At 39.8% G+C, this 24,108-nt stretch carries 19 protein-coding genes; 11 read left to right on the top strand and 8 right to left on the bottom strand.

Features of this window, described 5'->3' with window-relative positions:
• The first annotated feature begins 207 nt into the window (after positions 1–207).
• Genes folM through folX form a run of 3 tightly spaced genes read left to right on the top strand, consistent with a single transcriptional unit; the run spans position 208 to position 1,865 of the window.
• Positions 208–927, top strand: coding sequence for a dihydromonapterin reductase (gene folM, locus I6E82_RS16945; RefSeq protein WP_197118344.1), 720 nt, complete (start codon positions 208–210; stop codon positions 925–927).
• A 22-nt stretch (positions 928–949) separates the two neighbouring features.
• Complete coding sequence (folE, locus tag I6E82_RS16940; RefSeq protein ID WP_024598803.1) at positions 950–1,504, top strand: GTP cyclohydrolase I FolE; 555 nt, start codon at positions 950–952, stop codon at positions 1,502–1,504.
• 4 nt (positions 1,505–1,508) lie between these two features.
• Complete coding sequence (folX, locus tag I6E82_RS16935) at positions 1,509–1,865, top strand: dihydroneopterin triphosphate 2'-epimerase (protein WP_007377309.1); 357 nt, start codon at positions 1,509–1,511, stop codon at positions 1,863–1,865.
• A 17-nt stretch (positions 1,866–1,882) separates the two neighbouring features.
• On the opposite strand, the gene I6E82_RS16930 is transcribed toward folX, so the two are convergent.
• Positions 1,883–2,317: a YqaA family protein gene (locus I6E82_RS16930; RefSeq protein ID WP_197118343.1), complete on the bottom strand. Its 435-nt coding sequence runs from the start codon at positions 2,315–2,317 to the stop codon at positions 1,883–1,885.
• A gap of 227 nt (positions 2,318–2,544) precedes the next feature.
• A complete protein-coding gene (locus I6E82_RS16925; protein WP_007580507.1) occupies positions 2,545–2,910 on the bottom strand; it encodes a DUF4870 domain-containing protein in 366 nt (121 codons plus the stop codon).
• A gap of 184 nt (positions 2,911–3,094) precedes the next feature.
• Here I6E82_RS16925 and I6E82_RS16920 point away from each other — a divergent pair, with 184 nt between their 5' ends.
• From I6E82_RS16920 to I6E82_RS16905, 4 genes are all read left to right on the top strand, one after another.
• Positions 3,095–3,796 (top strand): spondin domain-containing protein, encoded by a 702-nt coding sequence (locus tag I6E82_RS16920; RefSeq protein WP_165729342.1) that lies wholly within the window; start codon positions 3,095–3,097, stop codon positions 3,794–3,796.
• Between the two features lie 10 nt (positions 3,797–3,806).
• Positions 3,807–4,541 (top strand): spondin domain-containing protein, encoded by a 735-nt coding sequence (locus I6E82_RS16915; protein ID WP_024607274.1) that lies wholly within the window; start codon positions 3,807–3,809, stop codon positions 4,539–4,541.
• A gap of 62 nt (positions 4,542–4,603) precedes the next feature.
• Positions 4,604–5,329 carry a response regulator transcription factor gene (locus tag I6E82_RS16910; RefSeq protein WP_197118342.1) on the top strand — a complete coding sequence of 242 codons (726 nt, stop codon included), beginning with the start codon at positions 4,604–4,606 and terminating at the stop codon, positions 5,327–5,329.
• A 10-nt stretch (positions 5,330–5,339) separates the two neighbouring features.
• Positions 5,340–6,827 carry a sensor histidine kinase gene (locus I6E82_RS16905; protein ID WP_007580487.1) on the top strand — a complete coding sequence of 496 codons (1,488 nt, stop codon included), beginning with the start codon at positions 5,340–5,342 and terminating at the stop codon, positions 6,825–6,827.
• A gap of 42 nt (positions 6,828–6,869) precedes the next feature.
• On the opposite strand, the gene I6E82_RS16900 is transcribed toward I6E82_RS16905, so the two are convergent.
• Both I6E82_RS16900 and I6E82_RS16895 read right to left on the bottom strand, forming a co-directional pair.
• Positions 6,870–9,044, bottom strand: coding sequence for a S9 family peptidase (locus tag I6E82_RS16900; RefSeq protein ID WP_197118341.1), 2,175 nt, complete (start codon positions 9,042–9,044; stop codon positions 6,870–6,872).
• A gap of 146 nt (positions 9,045–9,190) precedes the next feature.
• Positions 9,191–12,661: a S8 family serine peptidase gene (locus I6E82_RS16895; protein WP_165722686.1), complete on the bottom strand. Its 3,471-nt coding sequence runs from the start codon at positions 12,659–12,661 to the stop codon at positions 9,191–9,193.
• Between the two features lie 236 nt (positions 12,662–12,897).
• Here I6E82_RS16895 and I6E82_RS16890 point away from each other — a divergent pair, with 236 nt between their 5' ends.
• Positions 12,898–13,368 (top strand): DUF2721 domain-containing protein, encoded by a 471-nt coding sequence (locus tag I6E82_RS16890; RefSeq protein ID WP_007377300.1) that lies wholly within the window; start codon positions 12,898–12,900, stop codon positions 13,366–13,368.
• A gap of 92 nt (positions 13,369–13,460) precedes the next feature.
• Positions 13,461–13,913 carry a c-type cytochrome gene (locus I6E82_RS16885; RefSeq protein WP_007580483.1) on the top strand — a complete coding sequence of 151 codons (453 nt, stop codon included), beginning with the start codon at positions 13,461–13,463 and terminating at the stop codon, positions 13,911–13,913.
• Between the two features lie 89 nt (positions 13,914–14,002).
• On the opposite strand, the gene I6E82_RS16880 is transcribed toward I6E82_RS16885, so the two are convergent.
• Together I6E82_RS16880 and I6E82_RS16875 are read right to left on the bottom strand one after the other, a co-directional pair.
• A complete protein-coding gene (locus I6E82_RS16880; protein WP_010554540.1) occupies positions 14,003–17,125 on the bottom strand; it encodes an efflux RND transporter permease subunit in 3,123 nt (1,040 codons plus the stop codon).
• A gap of 12 nt (positions 17,126–17,137) precedes the next feature.
• Positions 17,138–18,316, bottom strand: coding sequence for an efflux RND transporter periplasmic adaptor subunit (locus I6E82_RS16875; RefSeq protein WP_007580481.1), 1,179 nt, complete (start codon positions 18,314–18,316; stop codon positions 17,138–17,140).
• A gap of 287 nt (positions 18,317–18,603) precedes the next feature.
• Here I6E82_RS16875 and I6E82_RS16870 point away from each other — a divergent pair, with 287 nt between their 5' ends.
• On the top strand, positions 18,604–21,111 hold the full coding sequence (locus I6E82_RS16870) for a zinc-dependent metalloprotease (protein ID WP_197118340.1): 2,508 nt from the start codon (positions 18,604–18,606) through the stop codon (positions 21,109–21,111).
• 69 nt (positions 21,112–21,180) lie between these two features.
• Here the strand turns inward: I6E82_RS16870 and I6E82_RS16865 are convergent, their stop codons facing one another.
• A complete protein-coding gene (locus I6E82_RS16865; RefSeq protein ID WP_007580479.1) occupies positions 21,181–21,969 on the bottom strand; it encodes a PhzF family phenazine biosynthesis protein in 789 nt (262 codons plus the stop codon).
• Positions 21,970–22,041: 72 nt separating this feature from the next.
• On the bottom strand, positions 22,042–22,656 hold the full coding sequence (locus tag I6E82_RS16860; protein WP_033012533.1) for a PQ-loop repeat-containing protein: 615 nt from the start codon (positions 22,654–22,656) through the stop codon (positions 22,042–22,044).
• Between the two features lie 290 nt (positions 22,657–22,946).
• Between I6E82_RS16860 and I6E82_RS16855 the strand changes: the two genes are divergently transcribed.
• The gene (locus tag I6E82_RS16855) at positions 22,947–24,080 is read left to right on the top strand and encodes a PepSY-associated TM helix domain-containing protein (protein WP_197118339.1); all 1,134 of its coding nucleotides are present in this window, start codon (positions 22,947–22,949) and stop codon (positions 24,078–24,080) included.
• Positions 24,081–24,108: the final 28 nt, after the last annotated feature.

Here is a 24,108-nt window from a genome sequence, read left to right as displayed (position 1 = left end):
AAAGCAATTAACGCCTTTGAGGATTAATTGCTTTTTTGATCGACAGATTAAGAAACTGCGTATATTTTAATAAATTAACGCTTTGAATTATATAATACCAATTGCGTTAAATTAGTGATCTATTATAGCCCTAAGAAAATAGCGATAGATCGATCTTGTTTTAATAATATTGGTATAAGTTACCCGCCAAAGAGAACACTGCCTTATATGACATCGCCGATCTTAATTACCGGCGCAGGCCAACGTATTGGTTTAGCGCTCGCTCAGCATTATATAGCCCAAGGGCAGGCTGTTATTATTACGTATCGTACTCGCCACAACGCTGTTGATAAATTAGAGCAACTAGGCGCTGTATGTATTTATGCCGATTTTAATACCGATAACGGTATAAGTGCATTTATAAATACGCTTAAAGAGCATACAACATCGCTGCGCGCTATTGTTCACAATGCATCAAGCTGGGACTGCGAAGCTAACAATCCTGACTTTGCAGTACTGTTCGATAATATGATGCGTATACACGCCAAAACACCGTATTTAATTAATTTAATGTGCGCTGAGCTGCTTATAAACTATCAGCAAAGTGAAAAAGTACCTGCTGATATAATTCACCTTACTGATTATGTAGTTGAAACAGGCAGCCCTAAACACTTAGCTTATGCAGCAAGTAAAGCGGCACTCGATAACTTAACTAAATCGTTCAGCGCTAAATATGCACCAAATATAAAGGTAAACTCGGTTGCTCCATCACTCATTATTTTTAATGAACATGATGACGAGCAATATAGAGCTAAAACCCTTAAAAAATCATTAATGGGTATTGAACCCGGATGCCAAGAAATTATCAATAGTATTGATTTACTATTACAAAGCCACTACATCACAGGGCGCTCCTTGCCTGTTGATGGCGGACGCCATTTAAAGTAGAACACACTAGAATGAGAAACTTATGCATGACGAGTTAAAAGAAAGTTACCAAAAAATAATTACTGCTGTAGGTGAAGATGCTAACCGCGAAGGTTTACTTGATACGCCAAAACGTGCCGCAAAAGCAATGGAGTATTTAACGCAAGGGTATCGCCAAACGCTTGATGAGATAACCAATAAAGCAGTATTTACGTCTGATGCTGACGATATGGTTTTAGTGCAAGATATAGAGCTTTACTCTATGTGTGAGCATCATTTACTGCCTTTTATTGGTCGTTGCCATATTGCTTATATTCCAAACGGTAAAGTATTAGGCTTGTCTAAATTTGCACGTATTGTTGATATGTTTTCACGTCGCTTTCAAATTCAAGAACAGTTAACGCATCAAATCGCTAAAGCAGTCGAAGAAGTTACTGGCGCTAAAGGCGTAGGCGTTATTGTTGAGGCAAAACACATGTGTATGATGATGCGTGGTGTAGAAAAGCAAAATTCAAGCATGCGTACATCAGTAATGTTAGGTAACTTTAGAAGCGATCCTAAAACACGTAACGAATTTTTGCAGCTTATAAAAGGTTAACCCTATGGCTAATGCAATTATTAACGTTACTAATTTGCGCCTGCGTACGTTTATTGGCTTTAACCCCGATGAGCGTGAGAAAAAGCAAGATGTAGTGATCAATCTAGAAATTCATTACCCTGCTGATGACGCGTGTAAAACAGATGAAGTAGACCAAGCACTTAATTATAAAGTGATCACGAAAGAAGTAATTAGCTTAGTAGAGCAAGGGCACTTTTTACTGCTCGAAAAATTAGTGGCTGAAATTCTTGCGGTTTGTCACTCACACCCAAGTGTTCATTACGCTAAAGCACGTGTTGATAAACCACATGCACTGCGTTTTGCCGACTCAGTGTCGTTAACGCTCGATTGGGCTAAATAAGGTCTTAAAAAATTTATTTAAAAAAGCTTTTCGAATCCTACGGCAAGGGCGATAACCGCTAAATAGCGCGCGCCTTTGCCTAGTGTTACTAGTAATAAAAACATACCAAAGCGTACTTTAAATATTCCCCCAATCACCGTTAATGGGTCTCCCACAACGGGTAACCAAGCAAATAACAAGCTATACACACCGTATTTATTAAATTGCTTTTGTGCGTTATCAAGCCCTTTTTGCGATACCGGAAACCATTTTTTATCTTTAAAACGCAGTACTTGTGTACCTAACCAGTAATTAACGCAGCTTCCCAATACATTTCCAAGTGTTGCTACGCACCACATAAGCCATAAATTAACTTTACCTTGGGCAATCATCCCCACCATTATCACCTCAGAAGAGCTAGGCAGTAATGTGGCAGATATAAATGCGCTAATAAATAACGTGAGATAAAGCATAATGTCCTTATGGCTAAACGTAAAAACCCAGCCTATAGCTGGGTTTATAATACCAATTTTATTAAAAACATGATCATTCTAGCGTATTAAATAACTCACTAACGACGTTAAAAATTATTTATATAGAACAACTATGTATCATAATTTTAGCCTTGTTATTGAGCTATTTTCTTATCGCTATAATAGATCACTAATTTAATGCAATTGGTATAAAAATAACTGAGGTTTTATTTTATCAAATTTAAACTAAACGGGTAATTAAACTCTTTACCTTCGTTAGCTTTAATACTCGCCATTACAACCATTACAAACCCAAAAATTGCCACTATAGGTAGTAATATTAAGCCTACTGCTACAAACATCAGTAAAAAACAAACTACATATGCAATTGCCATCGTTATTTGAAAGTTAAGCGCCTTTTTACCGTGCACGTCAACAACTGGCATCTCATCTCTTTTAATTAACCACACAATTAATGGCCCAATTATTGAGCCAAACGGCACAATAAATCCGGCAAGCGCACTCAAATGGCATAACATAGCCCACATACGGTCATCTTTATTAACTGGTTCAACCTGTTGATTTTCTTCCATAACACTCTCCTTTTTGTTTTATGTATGTTGCCTCTTAACTAAACAAATGTCTACAAATCAACCAACGTATTTGTATTTAAAAATCACAGCGTGAAATCTTGTGATAAAAAAGTGATAAGTTTGTGAGAGTTTCTGGAGACGATTATTCAATACTTAACTCGAATCATCACTTACAGGAATAATAATGAAAACTTCTACATTAACAATTGCAATTCTTTTAGCGGCAGCTAGCCAATCGACTATGGCCGCAGAATTAGACCTAAAAGTTACTAACCTAACCAAGGGTATTCACTTTACTCCACTGTTAATTACAGCACACAACAGCGAAGACACACTATTTGAAGTAGCAACAGAAGCATCTACAGCATTACAAACAATGGCTGAAGGCGGCAATATTGCAGAGCTAGTTGCACAAGCAACTGCAGCGGGCAGTGATATGGCTGCAAATCCAGCTGAAGGTTTACTTGCACCAGCCGCATCTACAACGGCAACACTAACAACTACTGACGGTAACGAGTACCTATCTTTAACTGCAATGATGCTACCAACTAATGATGGCTTTGTAGGCTTAAACAGCTGGAAAATCCCAACAGAAGCGGGTACTTACACTATTAATTTAAATGCTTACGATGCAGGCACAGAACAAAACAATGAGCTTGTAGTTGAAGGCTCTGGCGCTCCAGGTACTCCGGGTATTCCTGCGGCTCCAGGTGGCGACGCTGGCACTGGCGGTACAGGTATATTAAGTGGTGATACAAATACAAGCATCCATATTCACCCAGGTAGCTTAGGTGATGACGATTTAGAAGCGGGTAATAGCGATTTAAGTAATACAGTACACAGATGGTTAAACCCAGTAGCGCAATTAACCGTTACAGTTAAGTAGGAGCATGATTATGTCATCTGCTAACAACCTTAAAAAAAGTCTACTCGTGCTTGCACTTGCAACCACACTTGCAGCGTGTAGCGATAATGATAACGACCCAGTGGTTGAAGAGCCGGTCGTTGTTGAGCCAATTGTTGTAGAACCTGTGATCAGTGAGTTTACTATTACTTTTAGTAACTTAACTGCAGGACAGCCTTTGTCACCACTCTCTGTCATTGCTTTTGAAGATGAAGCACCTTGGACATTCGGTACAACAGCTTCTGTTGGTTTAGAAATGCTTGCAGAAAGCGGTGCAAATGAAGAATACCTCAGCTACGAAAGTGCACTTGCTGCAGTTTCAGCTGAAGGCGCTATTGGCCCTGGTGAAACCACCACAGTAATAATTACTGTTGAAGAGCAAGAAACGCTTAATTTGTCATTTGCTGCCATGCTTGGGAATACAAATGATGCTTTTACCGGTCTTAGTTCTTTAGATGTATCAACATTAGAAGTTGGCGGTTCGTTATCACGCACTACGACAGCTTATGATGCGGGTACGGAAGCAAATACAGAAACAGCTGAAACTGTGCCAGGTCCTGCCGCTAGCGGTGAAGGGTTTAACGAAATACGTGACGATACAGCCGATATAATAACGATGCATCCAGGCATTGTTTCAAATCAAGATGGATTATCTACATCAGCACTTGGTGTTGAACATAAGTTTGATAACCCAGTATCGAAAATAGTAATTACGCGCACGCAGTAACGTTCCAGCTTGTAATGGGGAAGTAAGGGAGCACGGATGCCCCCCTTTTTACGAGGTAATACATGCGTCACGAAAAAATATTAGTAGTAGAAGATGACAGAGAAATAGGTAAGTTAATTACCACGCAGCTAACGTCGCTTAACTTACATGTTGATCATGTTGTAAGCGCAGAACTTGCCTTAAAAAAAATAGCTAAGCATCCCTACGGACTTATTTTACTCGATATAAACTTACCCCAAATGGATGGTTTGAGCTTATGCCGAAAAATAAAAGAGCATTACCCAACTACTTCCGTAATTTTACTCACCGCGCTGAGTAGCGATATGGACAGAGTTATTGGCCTTGAAATGGGCGCCGATGATTATATTTGTAAACCCTTTTTTGCACGCGAATTACAAGCCAGAGTAAAAACCCAATTACGCCACAGAGCACAGCTACTCGCTAGCCAAAATAACGACAACTCCCCCGTTGATAGCGAACAAACGCTAAACGTAGGGTCACTCCACATTGAGTTCAGTTCGCACCAAGTGTATTTAGGCAAGCAAGCCCTTAACCTTACCGCCACCGAATTTGATTTACTCGTTTACTTTGCACGCCATCCTAATCATGTTTTTAGCCGCCAGCAGTTACTCGATAAAGTATGGGGTTACCAACACAGTGGTTACGAGCACACGGTTAATTCACATATAAACCGCTTACGTGCCAAGCTAGAAGAACACCAACAAGCGCCTATTATAGAAACTGTTTGGGGTGTTGGTTACAAACTAAACCCTAGCCAACTCAATTAAGACACCTATTATGAAATTATCTTTGTATCAAAAATTAGCTATATCGCTAGTCGTAATTTTTTGTTTTATTTGCGCCCTAGTTTACGGCTGGAGCAAGCAATTAGAACTGACTTCAAAACACCACGCCGAACAAAATCTGCACTTAGCGTTAGCTGAGCATTTAGTACAAGATAACCCATTAATAAAAGAAGGGGTTTACGACTATAAAGCGCTTGAAAACCTCTTCCATACCTTAATGTTATTAGGTCCTGCGTTTGAATTTTATTTTGTAGACGAAACCGGAAAAATTCTTACTTACTCAGCAAAGCCGGGTAAAGTTAAACGCACGCATATTAGTTTAACGCCTTTAAAAAGGCTGATTAACGACCCAAGCGCTGCACCTATTTATGGTGATAATCCTCGTAATAAAGAGCAACAAAAAATATTTTCAGCCGCGCCAGTATTTAATCAAGATAAGCTACAAGGTTATTTATATGTAATTATTGGTGGTGAGGCTTACGATACCTCACTAAGCACTGTAAAAAATAATGATAAGTTATGGCTAGCTGCTTTATGGCTTGGCTCTGCACTCGCATTTTTATTTATTGCGATGCTAATTTTACTACGTTTTTTTACCAACCCAATTCAGCGCTTAGCACGCGATGTTAGTAATATTGAAGCCGCTAACTACAGCCTTACCGACACCAAGCTAAGTAACTATTCAACGCAAAAAAGTAACGAAGTGCATAGTTTAGGGCGAAGTATTCAAGCCATGCTAACGCGTATTAATGAGCAGTTTAAAGCGCTTGAACAAGGCGATAAACAACGCAAAGAGTTACTAACTCACTTATCGCACGACCTACGTACACCACTTGCTTCACTGCAGGGGTTTTTAGAAGTATTAAATCAGTCGGGTGAACAACTAAGTAAAAAAGAGCAGCAAGAATACTTGCAGGTATCGCTTAATAATTGTGGGCAATTAAAGCTACTCATAGAGCAAATATTTGAGCTTGCTCACTTAGAAAATGGCGAAATAAGTATAAATAAAGAAACCTTTAATTTAGGTGAACTCATTTACGATTGCATGGCAAAATTTAGTTTAGCCGTTGACAAAAAAGGCATTAGTTTGTCGGTAGAACCTGCGATTTGTGATTTTCCTGTGGTTGCCGATATAGCTAAATTAGAGCGCGTGTTAAGTAACTTAATTGATAATGCAATTAGGCATACCCCTCGCGGCGGTAGCATTGCAGTACATGTAAAACGCAGTGACGATAATCAACTATTTGTGCATGTATCAGACACGGGCGTAGGCATAAAAGAAGATGAGCTGAATGCTATTTTTGATCCGCACTACCAAGCAAGTAATTCTAATAAAGAAGGGCGCCAGCAAGGTGGTTTAGGATTGGCTATTTGCAGAGGGTTATTAAAACTGATGGATAGCGAAATTTACGTACAAAGTGAAATTGGTAAAGGCACTATGTTTAGCTTTAACTTGCCACAAAAAAAGGTGCTTTCTTAAAAAGCACCTTACATTTTTGTTTATTTTAAATATATAAATTAATTACTTTTTAATACCCGCTAAATCAAGCATAAATGCATAGTTTAGCGCGGTATCTTCTAAGCGCTTAAAGCGACCCGATGCACCACCGTGCCCTGCTTCCATATCTATTTTAAACAGTAACTTATTGTCATCAGTTTTATAGTCACGCAGCTTAGCAACCCATTTTGCAGGTTCAAAGTATTGAACTTGTGAATCGTGCAAGCCAGTCGTTACTAACATATTAGGATATGCTTGCTTAGATACTTGGTCGTATGGCGAGTAAGACAGCATGTAATCGTAATACGCTTTTTCGTTCGGATTACCCCATTCGCCGTATTCATTTGTTGTAAGCGGAATACTCGCATCAAGCATCGTTGTTACTACATCTACAAACGGTACCGCAGCAACCATGCCTTTATAAAGCTCAGGCGCTTGGTTTGCTACTGCGCCCATTAATAAGCCACCAGCACTGCCACCTAACGCAAATATTTCATCTTTTGCACCATACTTTTGAGAAACCAGTGCTTTAGTTACGTCAACAAAGTCGTTAAATGTATTCTTTTTAGTGAGTAGCTTACCGTCTTCGTACCAAGGACGACCTAGCATTTGCGAGCCACGTACATGGGCAATTGCAAATACAAAACCACGGTCTAACAAGCTCAAGCGTGAGCTTGAGAACGTTGGATCCATGGTTGCGCCATAAGAACCGTAACCATATTGCAGTAGCGGGTTAGTGCCATCTTTTTTAAACGCATCTTTACGGTAAACTAAACTTACCGGTACTTTTATGCCATCGCGTGCTGTTACAAAAATACGCTCTGAAGCGTAATTGCCAGCATCAAAATCACCTAACACAACCTGTTGCTTAAGAAGCGTTTTATCGCCAGTCGCTAAATCTACATCGTACGATGAGCTTGGAGTGGTCATGCTTGTGTAGTAAACACGTAACGTGCTGCTATCTATATCGTTATTGCCATAAGTACCAATTGTATAAGCGCTATCGTTAAAGCTCAGTGGTAACTCTTTGCCTGTTTTTAAATTACGCGCAATCAACTTTGATTGGCCCATTTCACGTTCTTGGTAAACTAAGTAGTCATTAAATAAATCAATGCCTTCGAGTTTAATATCATCGCGCGCAGGGATCACACTTTGCCAATTAGCCTTGTCGCCTGCTTTATCAATATCAACTTTCATCAGCTGAAAATTTACAGCATCTAAGTTAGTTACAATGTAGTAAGTATTCCCTAGCTTCGAAATATCATATTCAAGCCCTGCTTCGCGCTCAATTAAGCGTTTAGGCATTGCCTTAGTATCATCAGCACTTAATACAGATACGCCTGATGCAGCCGTGCTACTGTGCCAAATATAAATCTCTGACTCATCTTTGCTTTTACTCATACCCATGTAGTAACTGGTATCAGTTTCTTCGTAAATTAGCTCATCATCAGCTTGCGATGTACCTAATGTATGACGATACACTTGGTAACCTAGTAGAGTTTGTAAATCTTTTTTAATGTAGTAAACCGTTTTATTATCGTTTGCCCACACAATGCCACCGTTAGTGCCTTCAAGTGTGTCTTCGAGTAATTTACCGGTAGTTAAATCTTTTATTTTTACGCTATAAATACGACGACTAACAGTATCTTCGCCATAAGCCATTAAATTGCCATTCGGGCTTACATTTAAGCCACTTACTGCATAATAATCATGGCCTTTAGCAAGCTCATTTACATCTAAAATAACTTGCTGATCGGTACCTGCAAAATCGCTGCTACGTAAGTAAGTAGTGTACTCGTTATCGCCACGTGTTTGTGTTGAGTAAAAATAATCACCGTTTTTAACTGGGACCGAATCATCGTCTTTTTGAATACGCCCTTTTAGCTCTTCAAACAACTCACTTTGCAGCGTTTTAGTATGTGCGAGCATTGCATCAGTATACGTATTTTCAGCTTCTAAGTAGTTAATTACCTCAGGTGCTTTACGTTCATCATCACGCAGCCAATAGTAATCATCTATACGTGTGTCACCATGAATAGTCATTTCATGTGGCACTTTTTTAGCAACAGGGGCTACAGCTTGGGCTACTTGAACCGTTTTAACTTGTGTATTACTTTTTTTGGTTTCTTCAGGGGCTTGATTACAGCCACTTAAAATAGCGAGTGATAGTGCTGCGAGTGCGAATGGGTTGCGTTTCATCAGTCAAAGTCCTTGTTGTATTTTTATTTTTATTTTTTATTAAGTAGTTAAATATACCTATAAATTAGAGTTTGTAGTTGTTTAGTTTGTGAAGCAATGTAAAAAGGGAGCCGTAGCTCCCTTTGTATAACTATTAAGTTATAAAATTACTTTTGTTTACGACGACGTATAAATGCAAATGGCGCTACTAGTAATGTTAACCATGCAAGTGAACCAGATGAACTCTTTTTGCTTTCTGGTGCTACAGTCTCTACTACTGGTGGTACAACTTTAGTAATACTTACAGTAACTACAGCAGGAGCAGATACATTACCGCGTACATCAATTGCAACAACTTGAAGTTCAGCTGATGAATCACCAGTTAACAATTCAGTATTAGTTACAACCACTTGTCCATCGGCATCAATACCAAAACCTTGGTGAGTACTTGATTGAACGTAGTATTCTGACACATCTAAGTCTTGCTCAGACTCAGTGATAGTTAGTGCACCAACAACCGTTCCGTTAGCAGCATCTTCTGAAACACTAAACTCACCACCAACTAGCATTGGGGCGTCGATTGCAGGAAGCTCTAACTCAGTACTACTCATCACTTTAACAATATCCAAACCAGATGTTTGTGATAATGCAAATGGACCGCTTGCTTCAACAATTGCTTTTTCACCCGGTTTAAGTGAAGTAACTGCTTCGCCAGTTTCCATAGAAGTAAGCGTTACACTTGGAGATGCTCCAAATGTAGTTGAGCCTTCAATACTATCGGTCTGAGTGAATACACCGGTAACATATGAAGGGTAACCCACAGATGCTTTAAAGTTCATATTCTCACCAAGCAATGAACCATCAACGTTTAGTAGCTCACTACAAGTTGAGAAGGTAATAGTATCTTCACCGGCTGAGTGATAAAGCGGAGTAACCCATGCTAACGAATCGTTACCAGCGCCATCAGTTTCACCAATTACTGTACGGCTACGGCCAGGGAATGCTGTTTCACGACCGCGGTCGTTATAGTTTTGCATAACTTGATCATAAACACCGTCATTATCAGTATCAACTTCTAATCTGTAGCCTGCTTGGAATACATGCGTTAACGGGTCACGTAATTGAATTGATGACGTTACAAAAATACCAGAGTCACAAGAGCTATCTGCAAATGCAGAGAAAGTAGTCGCTAAAATATTAAACTCAGCTTCTTCTCGTGTTTTCTCTGTGCCTGTTGCAACAATGCTTTCTGCAAAAGGAGTAATATCTGTTTGGCCGCTATTTTCAACAATAAGTGCCATTTCGTTATCAATGATTTGAGACGAAACGCTTAATTCTGTCGCAGCTTTTGGCATTGCATGATATACAACGTGTAAATCGTGGTCTGTATCAGTGCTTGCGTCATTAAATACCAATGCACCATCAAACTCTACTGAAGTAAGAGCAGCGCTTCTTGCAGCAATGTCGTCTGCACTAAATGGGTTTTCTAATTCCCACGCTGGTAGTTTTGTTGGATCAACAGTTAGCGTCACATCAAAGTTAATTGACTGACCTGCAGGGATTGTTACCGACTCAGGGAAATCCCAGCTAATTGCAGCTGTATCGTCATCATTTTGGTAGCGAGCTTCAGTACGCAGCGCATACGTTTTAGCATCTGATGAGAAGTTCTTAACAGTCACTGTTTTAGTTAGAGACTCTGTTCCAGCCATTGACACAAGGCCGAATGAAAGAGCCGCTTGTTTAGTATTAAACTGTGTATTATTAACCCATGCAGCAACTGGTAAGTTGACTGCTTTAGTTACATCAACCAAGCCTGAACCAATCATACTAATTGGAGCCAGTTCTGAGTCAGGACTGCTTGCTAAAGGCTCATTTGTTACATTTAAGTCAGCTGCATTCATTATTGTAGCTTTAATCTCAAATGCATTACGTTCAGGGTGAGCTTCACGTACCATTGCAACAGCACCGGCTGTAATAGGGCCTGAAAAAGATGTTCCAGATACAGGAGCTAGCTGATCTTGCGTGCCTGCTGCTGCAACTAATATACTAGTACCAGGGGCAGTAATTTCTGGTTTTAATAAACCATCCATCGAAGGGCCACGAGAAGAGAACGTAGCTACTGCACCTGCTGTAGTTTTAATTTTTACATCAATATCAAATGTTGCCGTATCGCCTGCAGCTAATTGAGCTTTTAAAGCAGCACCTGCAGCAAAATTAATACCTACACTTTTAATAGTTACATTGTCATCACTGCCACCCATTGGTGCAGGAGTGCCATCATCTGTGTTATTTGCAATCAGTACAAATTCAGCACCTTTCTTCTGTGCACTAAGTACTTTAACTGTAAATGCACATGCACCACGGTCAATTAAAACCGCTTTACCAGTAAAATCAACATCATCAGCAAAATCAACACAACCATCTTGGTTTGTGTCAGGGTACACTAAATCAATATCTGCACCTGTAATTACAAAGTCAGTTTGCGGACCAAAGCCTGATGCTTGAATATTACCTTCGATACCAGCAATAGTACCTGTAGCAGTACCAACTTCAGTTGTAGGATGAGTCATTGCGCCTACTGATAACGCATTTGGTGTCGTGCTTGGGCCACCAATACGGAATGGATGATCACCATCATTACCAGCTGAAATAACCATATTCACACCTAAATCAACAGCACGTTGAATTAGGTATTGCGCACCACCACCTGTATATGTATCGCCAAACTCGCCACCTAATGACATGTTCATAACATCTACGCGGTCTGAAATATCACCATCGCCATTTGGATCCATTGCAGCTTCTAATGCCGCAGCTTGAGCGGCACTTGGACAGCCACCACCACAAACAGAGTAAACATATAATTCAACATCTGGTGCAATACCATTTACTGAGTTTGAAGAAGACGTACCATGATTCGTTGCATCACCTGTAGAAGGAGAATTTGCAGCATCATTTTCAATTGGATCAGCATCGTCACGAATAAAATCGTAACCGCCTTGTACAATACCTTGTGGCCAATCAACCGTTGTAGGATCAGCTTGAGCAGCCTCGTATGCTTCTACAGTACCCTCACCACCAAATGCTTTGTGGGTATAGTCAATACCAGTATCTAGAACAGCCACACGCTGACCTTTACCAGTTACAATACCATCAACAATTAAAGGCTTAGCATTAATATATTCAGACGTTGCAGCTACATGTAATTCGTAGTCAAACATCGGTAATACTTTAGCCACTCGTGAATCTTTAGCTATTTTAGCTAAGGCTTCTGGTGTCGCCTGCACAATTAATGTTGGTGCTAATATTTTTGTTTTACCAATTATTTTTGCATCAAAGTCTAAGCTACTAAGCTCGTTGGCCATCGTGTTTTGAAGCAGCTCAACGTTAGCAATCATTTCACGACTGCTTGACGCTTCATAAGTGCCAGAAGCCACAGCATCAACAGAAGTTGCTGCACGTAAAACAATCATATGTGCTGAAGGCTGTTTTTGCTCAGATGCTAATTCTTTCAGCTGCTCTGCAGCTTGAGGTGCAATCGTTGCATTAGGTAAAGTTGCCGCATTAACAAAAGTAGCAAGAAATGCACTTGAGACTGCCGTAGCTATAGCAGTTTTTTTTATTATATTTTTAGCCATGAGTTCCCCTTGGATAGGTTATGTATTATTGTATTTGTATTAATCAAAATGATTATATTGTTGTACTGAATATAAAACTTTTGGTACAACCCAAGCAACACCTTGGTTACAAACACATGACATCAAATCCAAAAAACAAGAAAACACCACCTCAGCAAATTGATTTAAAACAATAAAGTTAAAAAATCATATTTGTGAACTAATGTAAACAACTCTAACTTTTTCTTGAGAAATGAATGAATAACGAAGTAATTAACATTTTAACCATGGCTAAAGTAATTCAAACGGCCGTTGCCCCTGTATTCTTAATCACGGGTATTGCTGCTACTTTAGGTGTTTTATCTAATCGTTTAGCACGAATTACCGATAGGGCACGTCAGCTAGAACGCAGACTAAAAGTAAGTACTGACGAGGACTTTAATAAATCACTCGCTACAGAGCTGCGCGCCCTTTTAAAGCGTTCTCGATGTATACATATTGCTTTTAGTTTAAGTGTATTAAGCGCACTACTTGTATGCGCTGTGGTTATGTTGTTATTTTTATCGCATATTCAATCTATAAACTTAGGCGTTACAATTGCCTGTTGTTTTGTAGCAGCAATGGCATTACTTATATGTGCATTTATGTCGTTACTTGGTGAGGTATTCTTAGCAACTAGAAGCATGCGTCGCGGGATGATATTTGCAGATATTGATATAAACGATTAAGTTTTAGTTAAATCTATCGTATTCACTTGAATAAATACGATGTTAGATACAAGATACCGAATTAAGAATTACAATTTTCAACAGGGGCAAACATGAAATTAAAAAAAGTATTAGCAACAATAGCACTGGCAACGTGTGCATTTAGCGTATCGGCAAATTCTGCATTTAAAGAGCCAAGTGACGCGATTGAATACCGCCAAGCTGCGTTTTCAATGATCTCAGTGCAAATTGGTGACATGGGCGCAATGCTAAAAGGTAAAGTACCTTTTGACGCAGAGCAATTTAAAATGCGTGCTAACAACGCTGCTGCACTTTCAAAAATGCCATGGGAAGCGTTTTACGAAGGAACAGATAAAGGCGACACAGCTGCACTTGCTGCTGTTTGGGCCGAAAATGCAACCTTTGTTGAAAAAGCGAATGCTTTTGCAGCAAATGCAGATAAGCTAGCGTTAGCTGCTCAATCGGGCGATAAAGCCGTAATTGGTAAAGCTTTTGGCGCATGGGCTAAAGGCTGTAAAGATTGCCATAAGCAATTTAAAGATTAATTATTGTTGTAGCCAGTTTAACAACAATAAATAGATAATAAAAAGCACTGAGCGTTAATAACGGTCAGTGCTTTTTTTATGTTTTTTATCTACGAGACTTTCACAGCTCGGCTTTTAAATGGCCGTTTAAATACGGCACCAATATCACCTAAAATAATATATAAACACGGTACTAATATAAGCGTTATTAACGTTGCAAACATAACAGCAAAGCCAAGTGCTACTGCCATAGGTATTACAAACTTAGCCTGCAGGCTTGTTTCAAACATAATAGGTAATACACCAGCAAAGGTTGTTATAGACGTTAATAGTATTGCTCTAAAGCGGGCACAACCAGCTTCTATTACTGCATTTTTAACGCTAACACCTTCGCGGCGAACTTGGTTTACATAATCTGTCATTACAAGTGAATCATTTATAACAACACCTGCTGCGGCAATTAAGCCAAATCCCGACATTAAGCTCATATCTAAATCAAACCAGTAATGACCCCAAATAGCCCCGGTTAAACTAAACGGAATAACCGACATTACAATAAGCGGTTGTGAATAGCTTTTAAGCGGCACAGCTAGCAGTATGTATACTAAAATCATTCCGCCAATAAAAAACATTATTTGCTCATTAGCTTGAGCTTGCTGCTCTTCTATTGCGCCACCAAGCTCTGATTTAACACTTGGGAATTCTTCTATTAGCTGTGGCAGTAGATTTTCTTTTACTTGCTTAACCACTTCGCCTGGCTCAATTTGCTCTTCATCAATATTGCCATAAACATACACGGTACGGTAACCACCTTCGCGGCGTATATAGCTAATACCTGGCGTTTCTGTTAGCTCTACTACATCACCAAGAAGTACTTCTCGCCCTTGTGGGGTAGTAACAACGGTGTGTTTAAGCGATGAAAATGCTTCACGAGTCAGCTTAGGGTAACGTACCATTACGCGTACTTCTTCGCCGTTTCGGATTACACGCTGTGCCTCGCCACCATAAAAACTAGCACCCACTTGATTTGCAATACCGGCTAAATCTAAGCCTAAATCGTATGCAACAGGTTTAAGGCTCATTTGCACTTCTTTGCTCGCAGGATCTATGGTTGAGCTAATATCAAACAATCCTTTTTGCTGTTGAAGTAATTGAATAAAACGACGACCCGCTTGATTTAAAGTATCTATGTCTGAGCCATACAGTAAATAGCCAAACTCGCCGCCGCCATTACCACCGCCGCCACCAACATCGTCTTGAATAGTTAACGACTTAATACCAGCAATAGTCGGCATAGCCTCACGCCATCGGCGAGAAAGCTCAAATGCATTGTATGGACGTGAATCTTCGTCAACTAATGGAGCTAGTAACTGCGACTCGGTTCTGCCTTGATTAAATACCAATACATCACGAATAATCTTTTGGCCAAACTCACGTTCTGTTTCTTCATCGACTCTAAGTACCATAGCTTCTATTTCACGAATAGCAGCAATGGTTTGTAAGTCAGAAACGTTGTCGTTCATTTCTACTTGAATTTGTGGAAAGTCGTGCGGCACTTTAGGAGTTGGAACTGTACGTACTTTATTAGACGTAATAAGTGCAATACTGATTATAAACATTGCAATAAAAGCAAACAAAACAGTCCAGCGCCAATCAACACACTTAGCAATAAAACGTTTATATGGGCCATTTACGAAACCAAAAAAGCGTGTATTGAAGCGATCGCGCCAACCACCTTTTTTAATCGGCGAAAAGTGCGTATGAGCAATGTGAGCTGGCAGTATCAGCTTTGATTCAATCAAACTAAATACTAAACACAGCATTACTACAACGGCTATACCATAAAAGAAGGCACTTTCTGGCCCGCTCGACATTGTGAATGGTGCAAATACAGCAATTGTTGTTAACACACCAAAGGTTGCTGGGGTCGCGACTCGGTTAGCGCCACGCACAACATTTTCTACACCACCGCCGCTTTTTTCAACTTCGGTGTAGGCAGCTTCCCCTATCACTATGGCATCATCCACCACTATGCCGAGCACCATTATAAAAGCGAATAACGAAATAATATTAATGCTAATGCCAAATAGTGGCATCATCATCATGGCCCCTAAAAAACAAACAGGTAAGCCAATCATTACCCAAAGTGCTAGTTTAAAACGCAAGAATAACGACAACATAATTGCCACCAAAATTGCACCTTGAAACAGGTTAGCTTTCATCATATCAAGGCGAGCATTTAGGTAGTAGGTCATATCCATTAATGGCTCTAATCGAATACCTGGCGGTAGCTGCTTATTTTTTTGATCAATAAACGCTTTAACCGAATCCGCAACGGGAATCATGTTTTGCTCTTGCGTTGCTTTTACCGATAAATACACCGCGTTTTCGCCATTAAACTTAAAGTAGCGCTCACCTTCGGTAAATTGATCTTTAATAACTGCAATATCTTGCAGTAAAACTTTAGCGCCATACTCGCCAATTTTTACCGGAATTTGCCTAAACTCTTCACCCGAGTAAAACTGATTCTCGACGCGAACAGAAATAACACCTGCATCTGTTTTTAGCTGCCCAGCAGAGAAGTTAGCTGAGTAACGGCGTACCGCATTCATCACATCACTAAGGGTTAGATTATATTGGCGCAGCGTATCGGGCTCTATTTCAATTGCTATTTCATCAAGAGGAACATCGTTTACCACTAACGACACGTTAGATAACTGTAGTAACTCATCCTCTATTTGGTTTGCTATAGGCTTAAGCTCTGTAAGTGGTAAGTCAGCAACGAGCGTCATACCTATTACGTCTTGCCTAAACTCAACCTGACTTATGGTGACCGGTTCCATACCCGCCGGAAAAGTCGCAATACCATCAACACGCAACTTTACTTTATCAAGCACATCGGTAAGTTTTGCATCGGTGTTTATTTCCAGGCTGGCTGTACCGCCATTTCTAAATGCGCGATACACGCCTTTTTTAATTTCGGTTATATCTTTAAGTGACTCTTCAACTTTTATAAGAATACTTTCTTCTATTTCCTGAGGAGAGGCACCTGGGTAATTAGCCTCAATATTAATGTAGTTAATCTCTACATTAGGAAACATTTGACGCTGAATCGTAAAGTAACTTATAGCCCCCATAATAATGATAAAAAACATCATTAAATTAGCGGCTACTGAATTATTAGCAAAGTAGGCAATTAGCCCTGTTTGTTTTTGTTGTATTGACTCGCTCATAACTATTACACCCTACAGCTGTTGCGTGTTTGAAGTGCTCGTTTCTGAGCTTTCAGGTTTTGCAGCTACACCTGCAATTTTAACCTGCATTCCTTTTTGCGGGTATTCAGGTAGAGTAATAACAAGTTTGTCATCGGCATTTAAACCGCTGCTAATATAAAAATACTCACCCTCTTCACGAATAACCGTTACTTTGCGAGGCTCTAGTTCTTGATTTTCGTTTACTACCCACACAGTTTGGTTGTTAACCAAAGCTTGCGGTAAACGGTAAATATTATTAAGCATTGCACCTGCAAAATTCACCTGTACGTAGCTGCCAAACTTAATGGCTGGTTGTATGTTTTTAAGACCGTATGGGTCTTCTATACGCACGACTAGACTGCTCATACGCGTAGCGTTATCAACAATCCCTAGGTCGCGGTCAATTACACCTTCACGGGTGAAGCTGTTTAGGCCCTTTTGAATAATCGTTGCGGTAATGCCTTTAATGCGTTCTGGCAAAAAAACGCTATCGAACCCTGCTATAGGAATAATCACTTCAGCAGTTTCAATATTATTGAGCTCAGCAACTTGCGAACCCATAGTGACAAATTGACCAACACCTACATTTCGGCTAATAACCAATGCATCGTAAGGGGCTGTTACTTCACAATTATCTAAGTCACGTTGTGCACGTTTTAATGCAGCTTGCGCCGACTTTACAGATGCCTGTGCACTTAACACTTGAGGCTTACGTAAAAATAAGTCGGTACGCGCTTTACTTGGAAAACGCTTTGCTTCATCTGCGGCCACTTGAGCTTGGGCCTGCTCTTCAATCAAGCCTGCTTGTGCACGAGCAATTTCTGCCTCTGCAACAAGTACTGCTGCTTCGTAGTTGTCTTTTTCGATAGTGAATAACGTTTCACCGCGAGCAACGATGCCACCGGCTACAAAATTAGGATGCCAACTTAACACTTCACCCGACACCTGCGCCGAAAGCTGTGTACTTTCAAGAGGCTTTACTTCACCGTAGCTATTAATAATAACTTGATGATCGTTTGCAGCCACTGGCTCAACTTGCACTGTTGGACGAGTATCAATTACTTCTTTTTTTTCTGGCTCTTGTGCAATGGCATTTATTCCCATAAAGCCAACAACACCAACAATTAGCGCTACAAATGGAAAAACCCATCTAAGTGAATTTGTTTGCATATCCTATTATCCCCAAAATTCTATTAACGTCATAATACCAGAGCCATATGAAACATTAAGGTGACATTTGTAAGCAACTGTTGCAAATACATATAAACCACTGCTATTTAGGGCTATAAAAATAACTTTGCATGCAGCTCACCTCATTCGTTATATTTTGTTACAAACTTTTGTTTATTAATATCAGTTAATTAGCGTTGTACACTTAAATTTCGTCGCGAAGATGTGCGAAATTAAATTAATTTACGTACAGTCCAATTAAATTAACAAATATTAAAAGTCTCAAAATGAAATTAACGACCATCACCCTTGCGCTTAGCTTAGCGTTTGGCAGCCATGCATTTGCAGCCGATAAAAAAGACGAAAAAGAGCCAAAAACACTTAGCGAAATGATCAAAGGACAAACCGAATTTGCCGGTATATTTAGCCTTTATCAAGACGAAAAAACCGGTAAGCACCTTATGGTGATTAACGAGTCCCAACTTAATACGCCGTTTGTATATTTTGCGCACACTGTCGATGGCGTTACAGATGCAGGCCATTATCGTGGTTCGTACCGTGAAACTAAGTTAATTGAATTTAGAAAATACTTTGATCGTATCGATATCATTAGCAAAACACCTCGCTACAAATTTGACGAAAACAGTGCAATTTCAAAAGCAAGTAATGCCAATATTAGTGAAGCGGTACTCGCGAGCATTAAAATAGAAAAAGAAGAAGACGGTAAAATAGCATTTAATGTAAATAAGTTATTTTTAAGCGAAGCACTTCATAAAGTATCACCTACGCCAAATCCAGCTGATAAAAACGCTAAAAAACGCTTTAAAGTAGGTAAACTAGACGATAAAAAATCACGCATTATTAAACAGCGTCCATACCCTAATAACTTAGACGTAGTTGTTGATTACGTATTTACTAACCCAAGCCCAACGGTACGTGGCTCAAATGCAGTAAGCGACCCACGTAGCGTATCGGTAAAAGTTCAGCACTCGTTTGTTGCTTTACCTAGCAATAACTACGCACCACGTATGGATGATGCGCGCATTGGTTATTTTACAAATCAATTTGATCAAATGACATCTGCCGATTGGGCACCTTATGAAGATGTTATAAAACGTTGGGATCTACAAAAGAAAGACCCTAGTGCAGCACTTTCAGAGCCAGTAAAACCAATTACTTGGTGGATAGAAAACACCACACCTATCCAATGGCGCGATACTATTCGTGACGCTGTTTTAACGTGGAATACTTCTTTTGAAAAAGCCGGTTTTAAAAATGCCTTAGAGGTAAAAGTACAACCAGATGATGCAGACTGGGATGCGGGCGATATTAATTACAACGTACTGCGTTGGACTTCGTCACCTAAGCCTCCATTTGGCGGATACGGACCAGCACTTGCTAACCCATTAACAGGCGAAATACTGGGCTCAGACATTATGCTTGAGTTTGTATTTATGAAAAACCGTTGGATTTACGACACACTTTTCACTCAAGGAACAATGAGCCACGGTGAAGCAACAAATACCGGTGAGCTAAATTGCTCGCTAGGGCATGAGATTCAACAAAATCTAATGCTTGCCAAAGGTCTTGCTAGCGGCGACAAAATTGAAGATAAAGAAATGCTTCGCCAAGGTCTAACGCAATTGGTACTTCACGAAGTTGGCCATACTTTAGGTCTTAACCACAATATGAAATCATCTATTTTGTGGGATGAAAAAGAAGTACACGACAAAAACAAAACCCAAGGCATAGTAACCGGTTCTGTTATGGATTATGCACCCGCTAACATTGCCCCAATTGGTATGCAGCAAGGTGATATTTTCCAAACAAAACCAGGCCCTTACGATGATTGGGCTATTAACTATGGCTACAGCGTAGCACTTGCAGATGAAGCTGCTGAGCAAGCTAGACTTGAAAAAATACTTGCTCGTTCAAGTGAACATGCCCTTGCCTTTGGTAACGATGCAGACGATATGCGCGCACCAGGTCGCCATATCGATCCACGTGTCATGATTGGTGATTTGTCGTCAAATCCTGCGGCCTATGGCGCAGATCGTATGGCGTTAATTAATAAATTATTTACTGAGCTAAAAGATAAAGCAACAGTTAAAGGTGAGTCTTACCAACAGCTTGTTACCTCTGCTAATAGCTTATTTGGTCAGTACAGAGCTCAAGCAGGTGTTGTTTCTCGCCAAATTGGTGGTGTGTACGTTGAGCGTGCTGTAGTGGGTGATGCAAACGCAGATAAGCCATTTACACCGGTATCTCTTGAACGTCAAACACAAGCGATGGATATACTCGCAAAGTTTGTATTTGCACCAGACGTACTACAAAACATGCAACCTCTATATAGCTACTTGCAACTGCAACGTCGTGGCTTTAATCACTTTGGTAAAAATGAAGACCCTAAAGCACACAAAATGATTTTAGGTATGCAAAAGTCTGTACTTGCGCAGCTATTACACCCAGCCGTATTACTGCGTATTTCTGATACTGCTTTGTACGGCAATGAATATAGCCTAACTCAGTTTATGCAAGATTTAACCGCTAATATTTTTGTGAAAAGCAAAGACGCAAATTCTATTAGTCACAACTTACAAATTGAGTATGTTAATCAGCTAATCGCAATTGCAGGTCTTGGCAAAGCAAGTAAGTACGATAACTTAGCTAAAACAGCTGCGTTATATCAGCTAACTCAAATAGCCGATACCAGCACTGCTTGGGGTGCAGATACAGCAACTAAAGCGCATAAAAAATATATTGATCGCTTAATTGCAAAAGCACTAGAAGCGTAAAATATCTCTACTAATTGAGTAAACCAAGGCCACGTTCAACGTGGCCTTTTTTATCACTTAATTCACAGATCAAATATAAATAGTGCCTTTTAAATACCTTACAGCATGCCCCGTTAAGGTGACGGTTGTATCACCCACTTCACATAGTAAATACCCGCCTCTGCTTGAAGCCTGATAAGCGCTTAACGTAGTTTTACCCAATTGCTGCGCCCAGTAAGGTGCCAAGCCAGTATGAATAGAGCCTGTTACATAATCTTCGTCGCCACCGCTTGCAGGCCAAAAATAACGAGATATAAAATCATATTCAGCACTTGGAGCAGTGGCCACTACATCAAGTGGATAAAGCGTTTTTAAAAGCTCTGAGCTAGTTTTTAATTCAAGTATTTGATCGGCGTTTTCATAAATAACAAAGTAGGCTTGGCGATTTTTAAGCACTTTACTCGGTTGTATAGACAGGCCATCAAGCAGTTGCTGAGGCACATTTTGCACTTCAACCGGTGCTTGTATTGGAAAGGTCATTGCAAAGCTACCATCAGCGTTTTTATTAACGATTAGCTCGCCCACCGCATCAGCAATAAAGCGAATTTGCGATATGTTATGCTCTTCACATAAAACATAGGCAGCCGCAAGTGTGGCGTGACCACAAAAATCGATTTCCATTAACGGCGAAAACCAACGAATAACAAAACTTCCATCGTCTTGCAGGCAGGTAAAAGCAGTTTCAGATACGTTATTCTCAGCGCCAATCTTTAGCAATAAATCGTCACTTAACCACGATTCTAGTGGGATCACTGCCGCATAGTTACCTTTGAATAACTCATTCGTAAACGCATCAATTTGATGAATAGCTAATTGCATTGTTTAAACTTTGTAATGATTAATAGCTTAAAACTGCCATACCTAAACTAAATTAGCACTTTTATTTTGGCTTTAAGCCATTACAGGCCGCATTCTATAATATTGCATACAACCAAATTGCACAGCATTGGTAAGCAACAGCATAATAAACATAAGTAAGTGCGCCGTGCTTGGAGCCGCTGTTGTAAGCTCAACAACTAAGCCGCAAATACCAGCAATAAACTGCAAGCTAAAGTAGCGCGCGCTTAAATTACTTACATTACCCGTACGCAATGTTTTATAAGTTTGCGGCATAACACGTACCGAACTCATCACAAGGCCAACATACGTTAAAGCGCTTAATACCGTTGCAGTATCGAGGCTTGAATTCAAAAGCAGTGAAAAAGGCAGTAACGAAAAACCTAGCATAGTAAACAACTGTACCCGTTCTCGTTTAGCTGCGTTATAACGTGCAAAAAAATACAAAATAAGTCCGCTTAACGCACCGGTTACAATAAATGGTAACGCAATATAAAAACGCTCAAAATAAATATTGTAGGTTATAAAATAAAGGCTTTGTGCTAACCCAAACGTCATCATCAATAGTGACAAACCTGAGACACTACGATTTTTTCGAATTTTGTTTAGTAATGGTAAAAAACTAAAAACCAAAATAAATGAAGACAATATAGGCAAATAATGCGCCAAAGCAACCTCGCTCGTTACATAAATGTTAATTAATCACGGAAATAAAAACATTTAATAAACAATTGTTTTAAAAGGCTTTTACTATGAGCGCGGCATTGTAGAGCCGCGTAAATTTAACTCAACTAAATAAGAAATTCTTGTTTTAGGTACTGGCAAGCTAGGTATACAAAAACCGTAGAATTAAGTTCACGGTTTACCGGTTTAATAGAAAGCCTCACCGCCTAACTATTAAATAAAAATGATAGTTGTTATCATGCGCAAGTCATTAACTGCTGTATATAAAACTACCTATGAGAAAAACTCTTTTTAAAATTCACAGTTGGATCGCTCTAATAGCTATCATTCCATTGATTGTTATTAGTATTACAGGGAGCGTATTAGTTTTTAAAAGTGAAATAGATGGCTTACTTATGCCAAGCAGCCACTTTGTTGTAAATGCACTGCCAGAGCGCATGCCAATCGACACGTTAATTGCAAAAACAGAGCATGCTTACCCTGAATATGTAGTAGGTAGTTGGGAAATATTTAACGATGATACAGCTGATCGGGTTTACTTAGTCAAACGCGGCACAGAGCAATGGTATAAGTTTCATTTAAACCAGTATACGGGTGACATTTTGTCTGAACCTGTTGGTACCAGCCATTATTTTACCGATTGGTTTTTAGAACTACATTACACTTTTTTACTGAACGACTTTAAAAACCTGCCAGGGCAAACAGGCACTGTACTAGGCTTCTTTTTTGCTCTGTTTTTATTGGTATTAGGTATTACTGGGCTTATTATTTATCGTAAATTTTGGCAGCGTCTATTTAGTGTGCGCTGGCGTGCAACACTGCAAATTGTACTTAGCGACATTCATAAAATGACGGGGGTTATAGGATCTCCCATCATTATTATTTTAGCTATCACAGGTGGCTACTTTAACTGGGCGGTGTGGTATCACGAAGTTATTGAACACGCAGAGGAAGAGCACTTTGTACTAACCAAAAACCTACACAGTAGCGATATTTCGTTTCAACGCATACTTGATGACAGTAAAAAGCAAATACCCACTTTTAACGGCACGTTTTTAGTTATGCCACTCGAGCCTGACGAAAACATTACCTTATTCGGCGAAGTCGATACCGCCAACCCACTTGCTAGTGAGTATGCCAATACGGTTAGCTATAACAAGCTAACAGGCGAGCACATAGCCAACTGGGATATTCGCGAAGTAGGTGTTGGCTGGCAGGTAATTGATAGCTTTAGAAAGCTTCATTTTGGCTACTTTGCAGGGCTAATAAGTAAAATACTGTGGTGCGTAATTGGTTTAAGCCCAGTGTGGCTAGCAGGTACTGGTTTTTACTTATGGTTTACTCGCCGAAAACGTAAAAAACAATCACAAAAAAACCGCTTAAGTAAACGCAGCACAGCAAGTGCTTGATTAAAAAACCACCACATTGTAATGTAAA

This window comes from Pseudoalteromonas sp. NZS11 (assembly GCF_015864765.1).
GTDB lineage: Bacteria > Pseudomonadota > Gammaproteobacteria > Enterobacterales > Alteromonadaceae > Pseudoalteromonas > Pseudoalteromonas arctica.
Note: the sequence above shows the minus strand (reverse complement) of the source record. Positions and strands in the feature narration are given on the sequence as shown.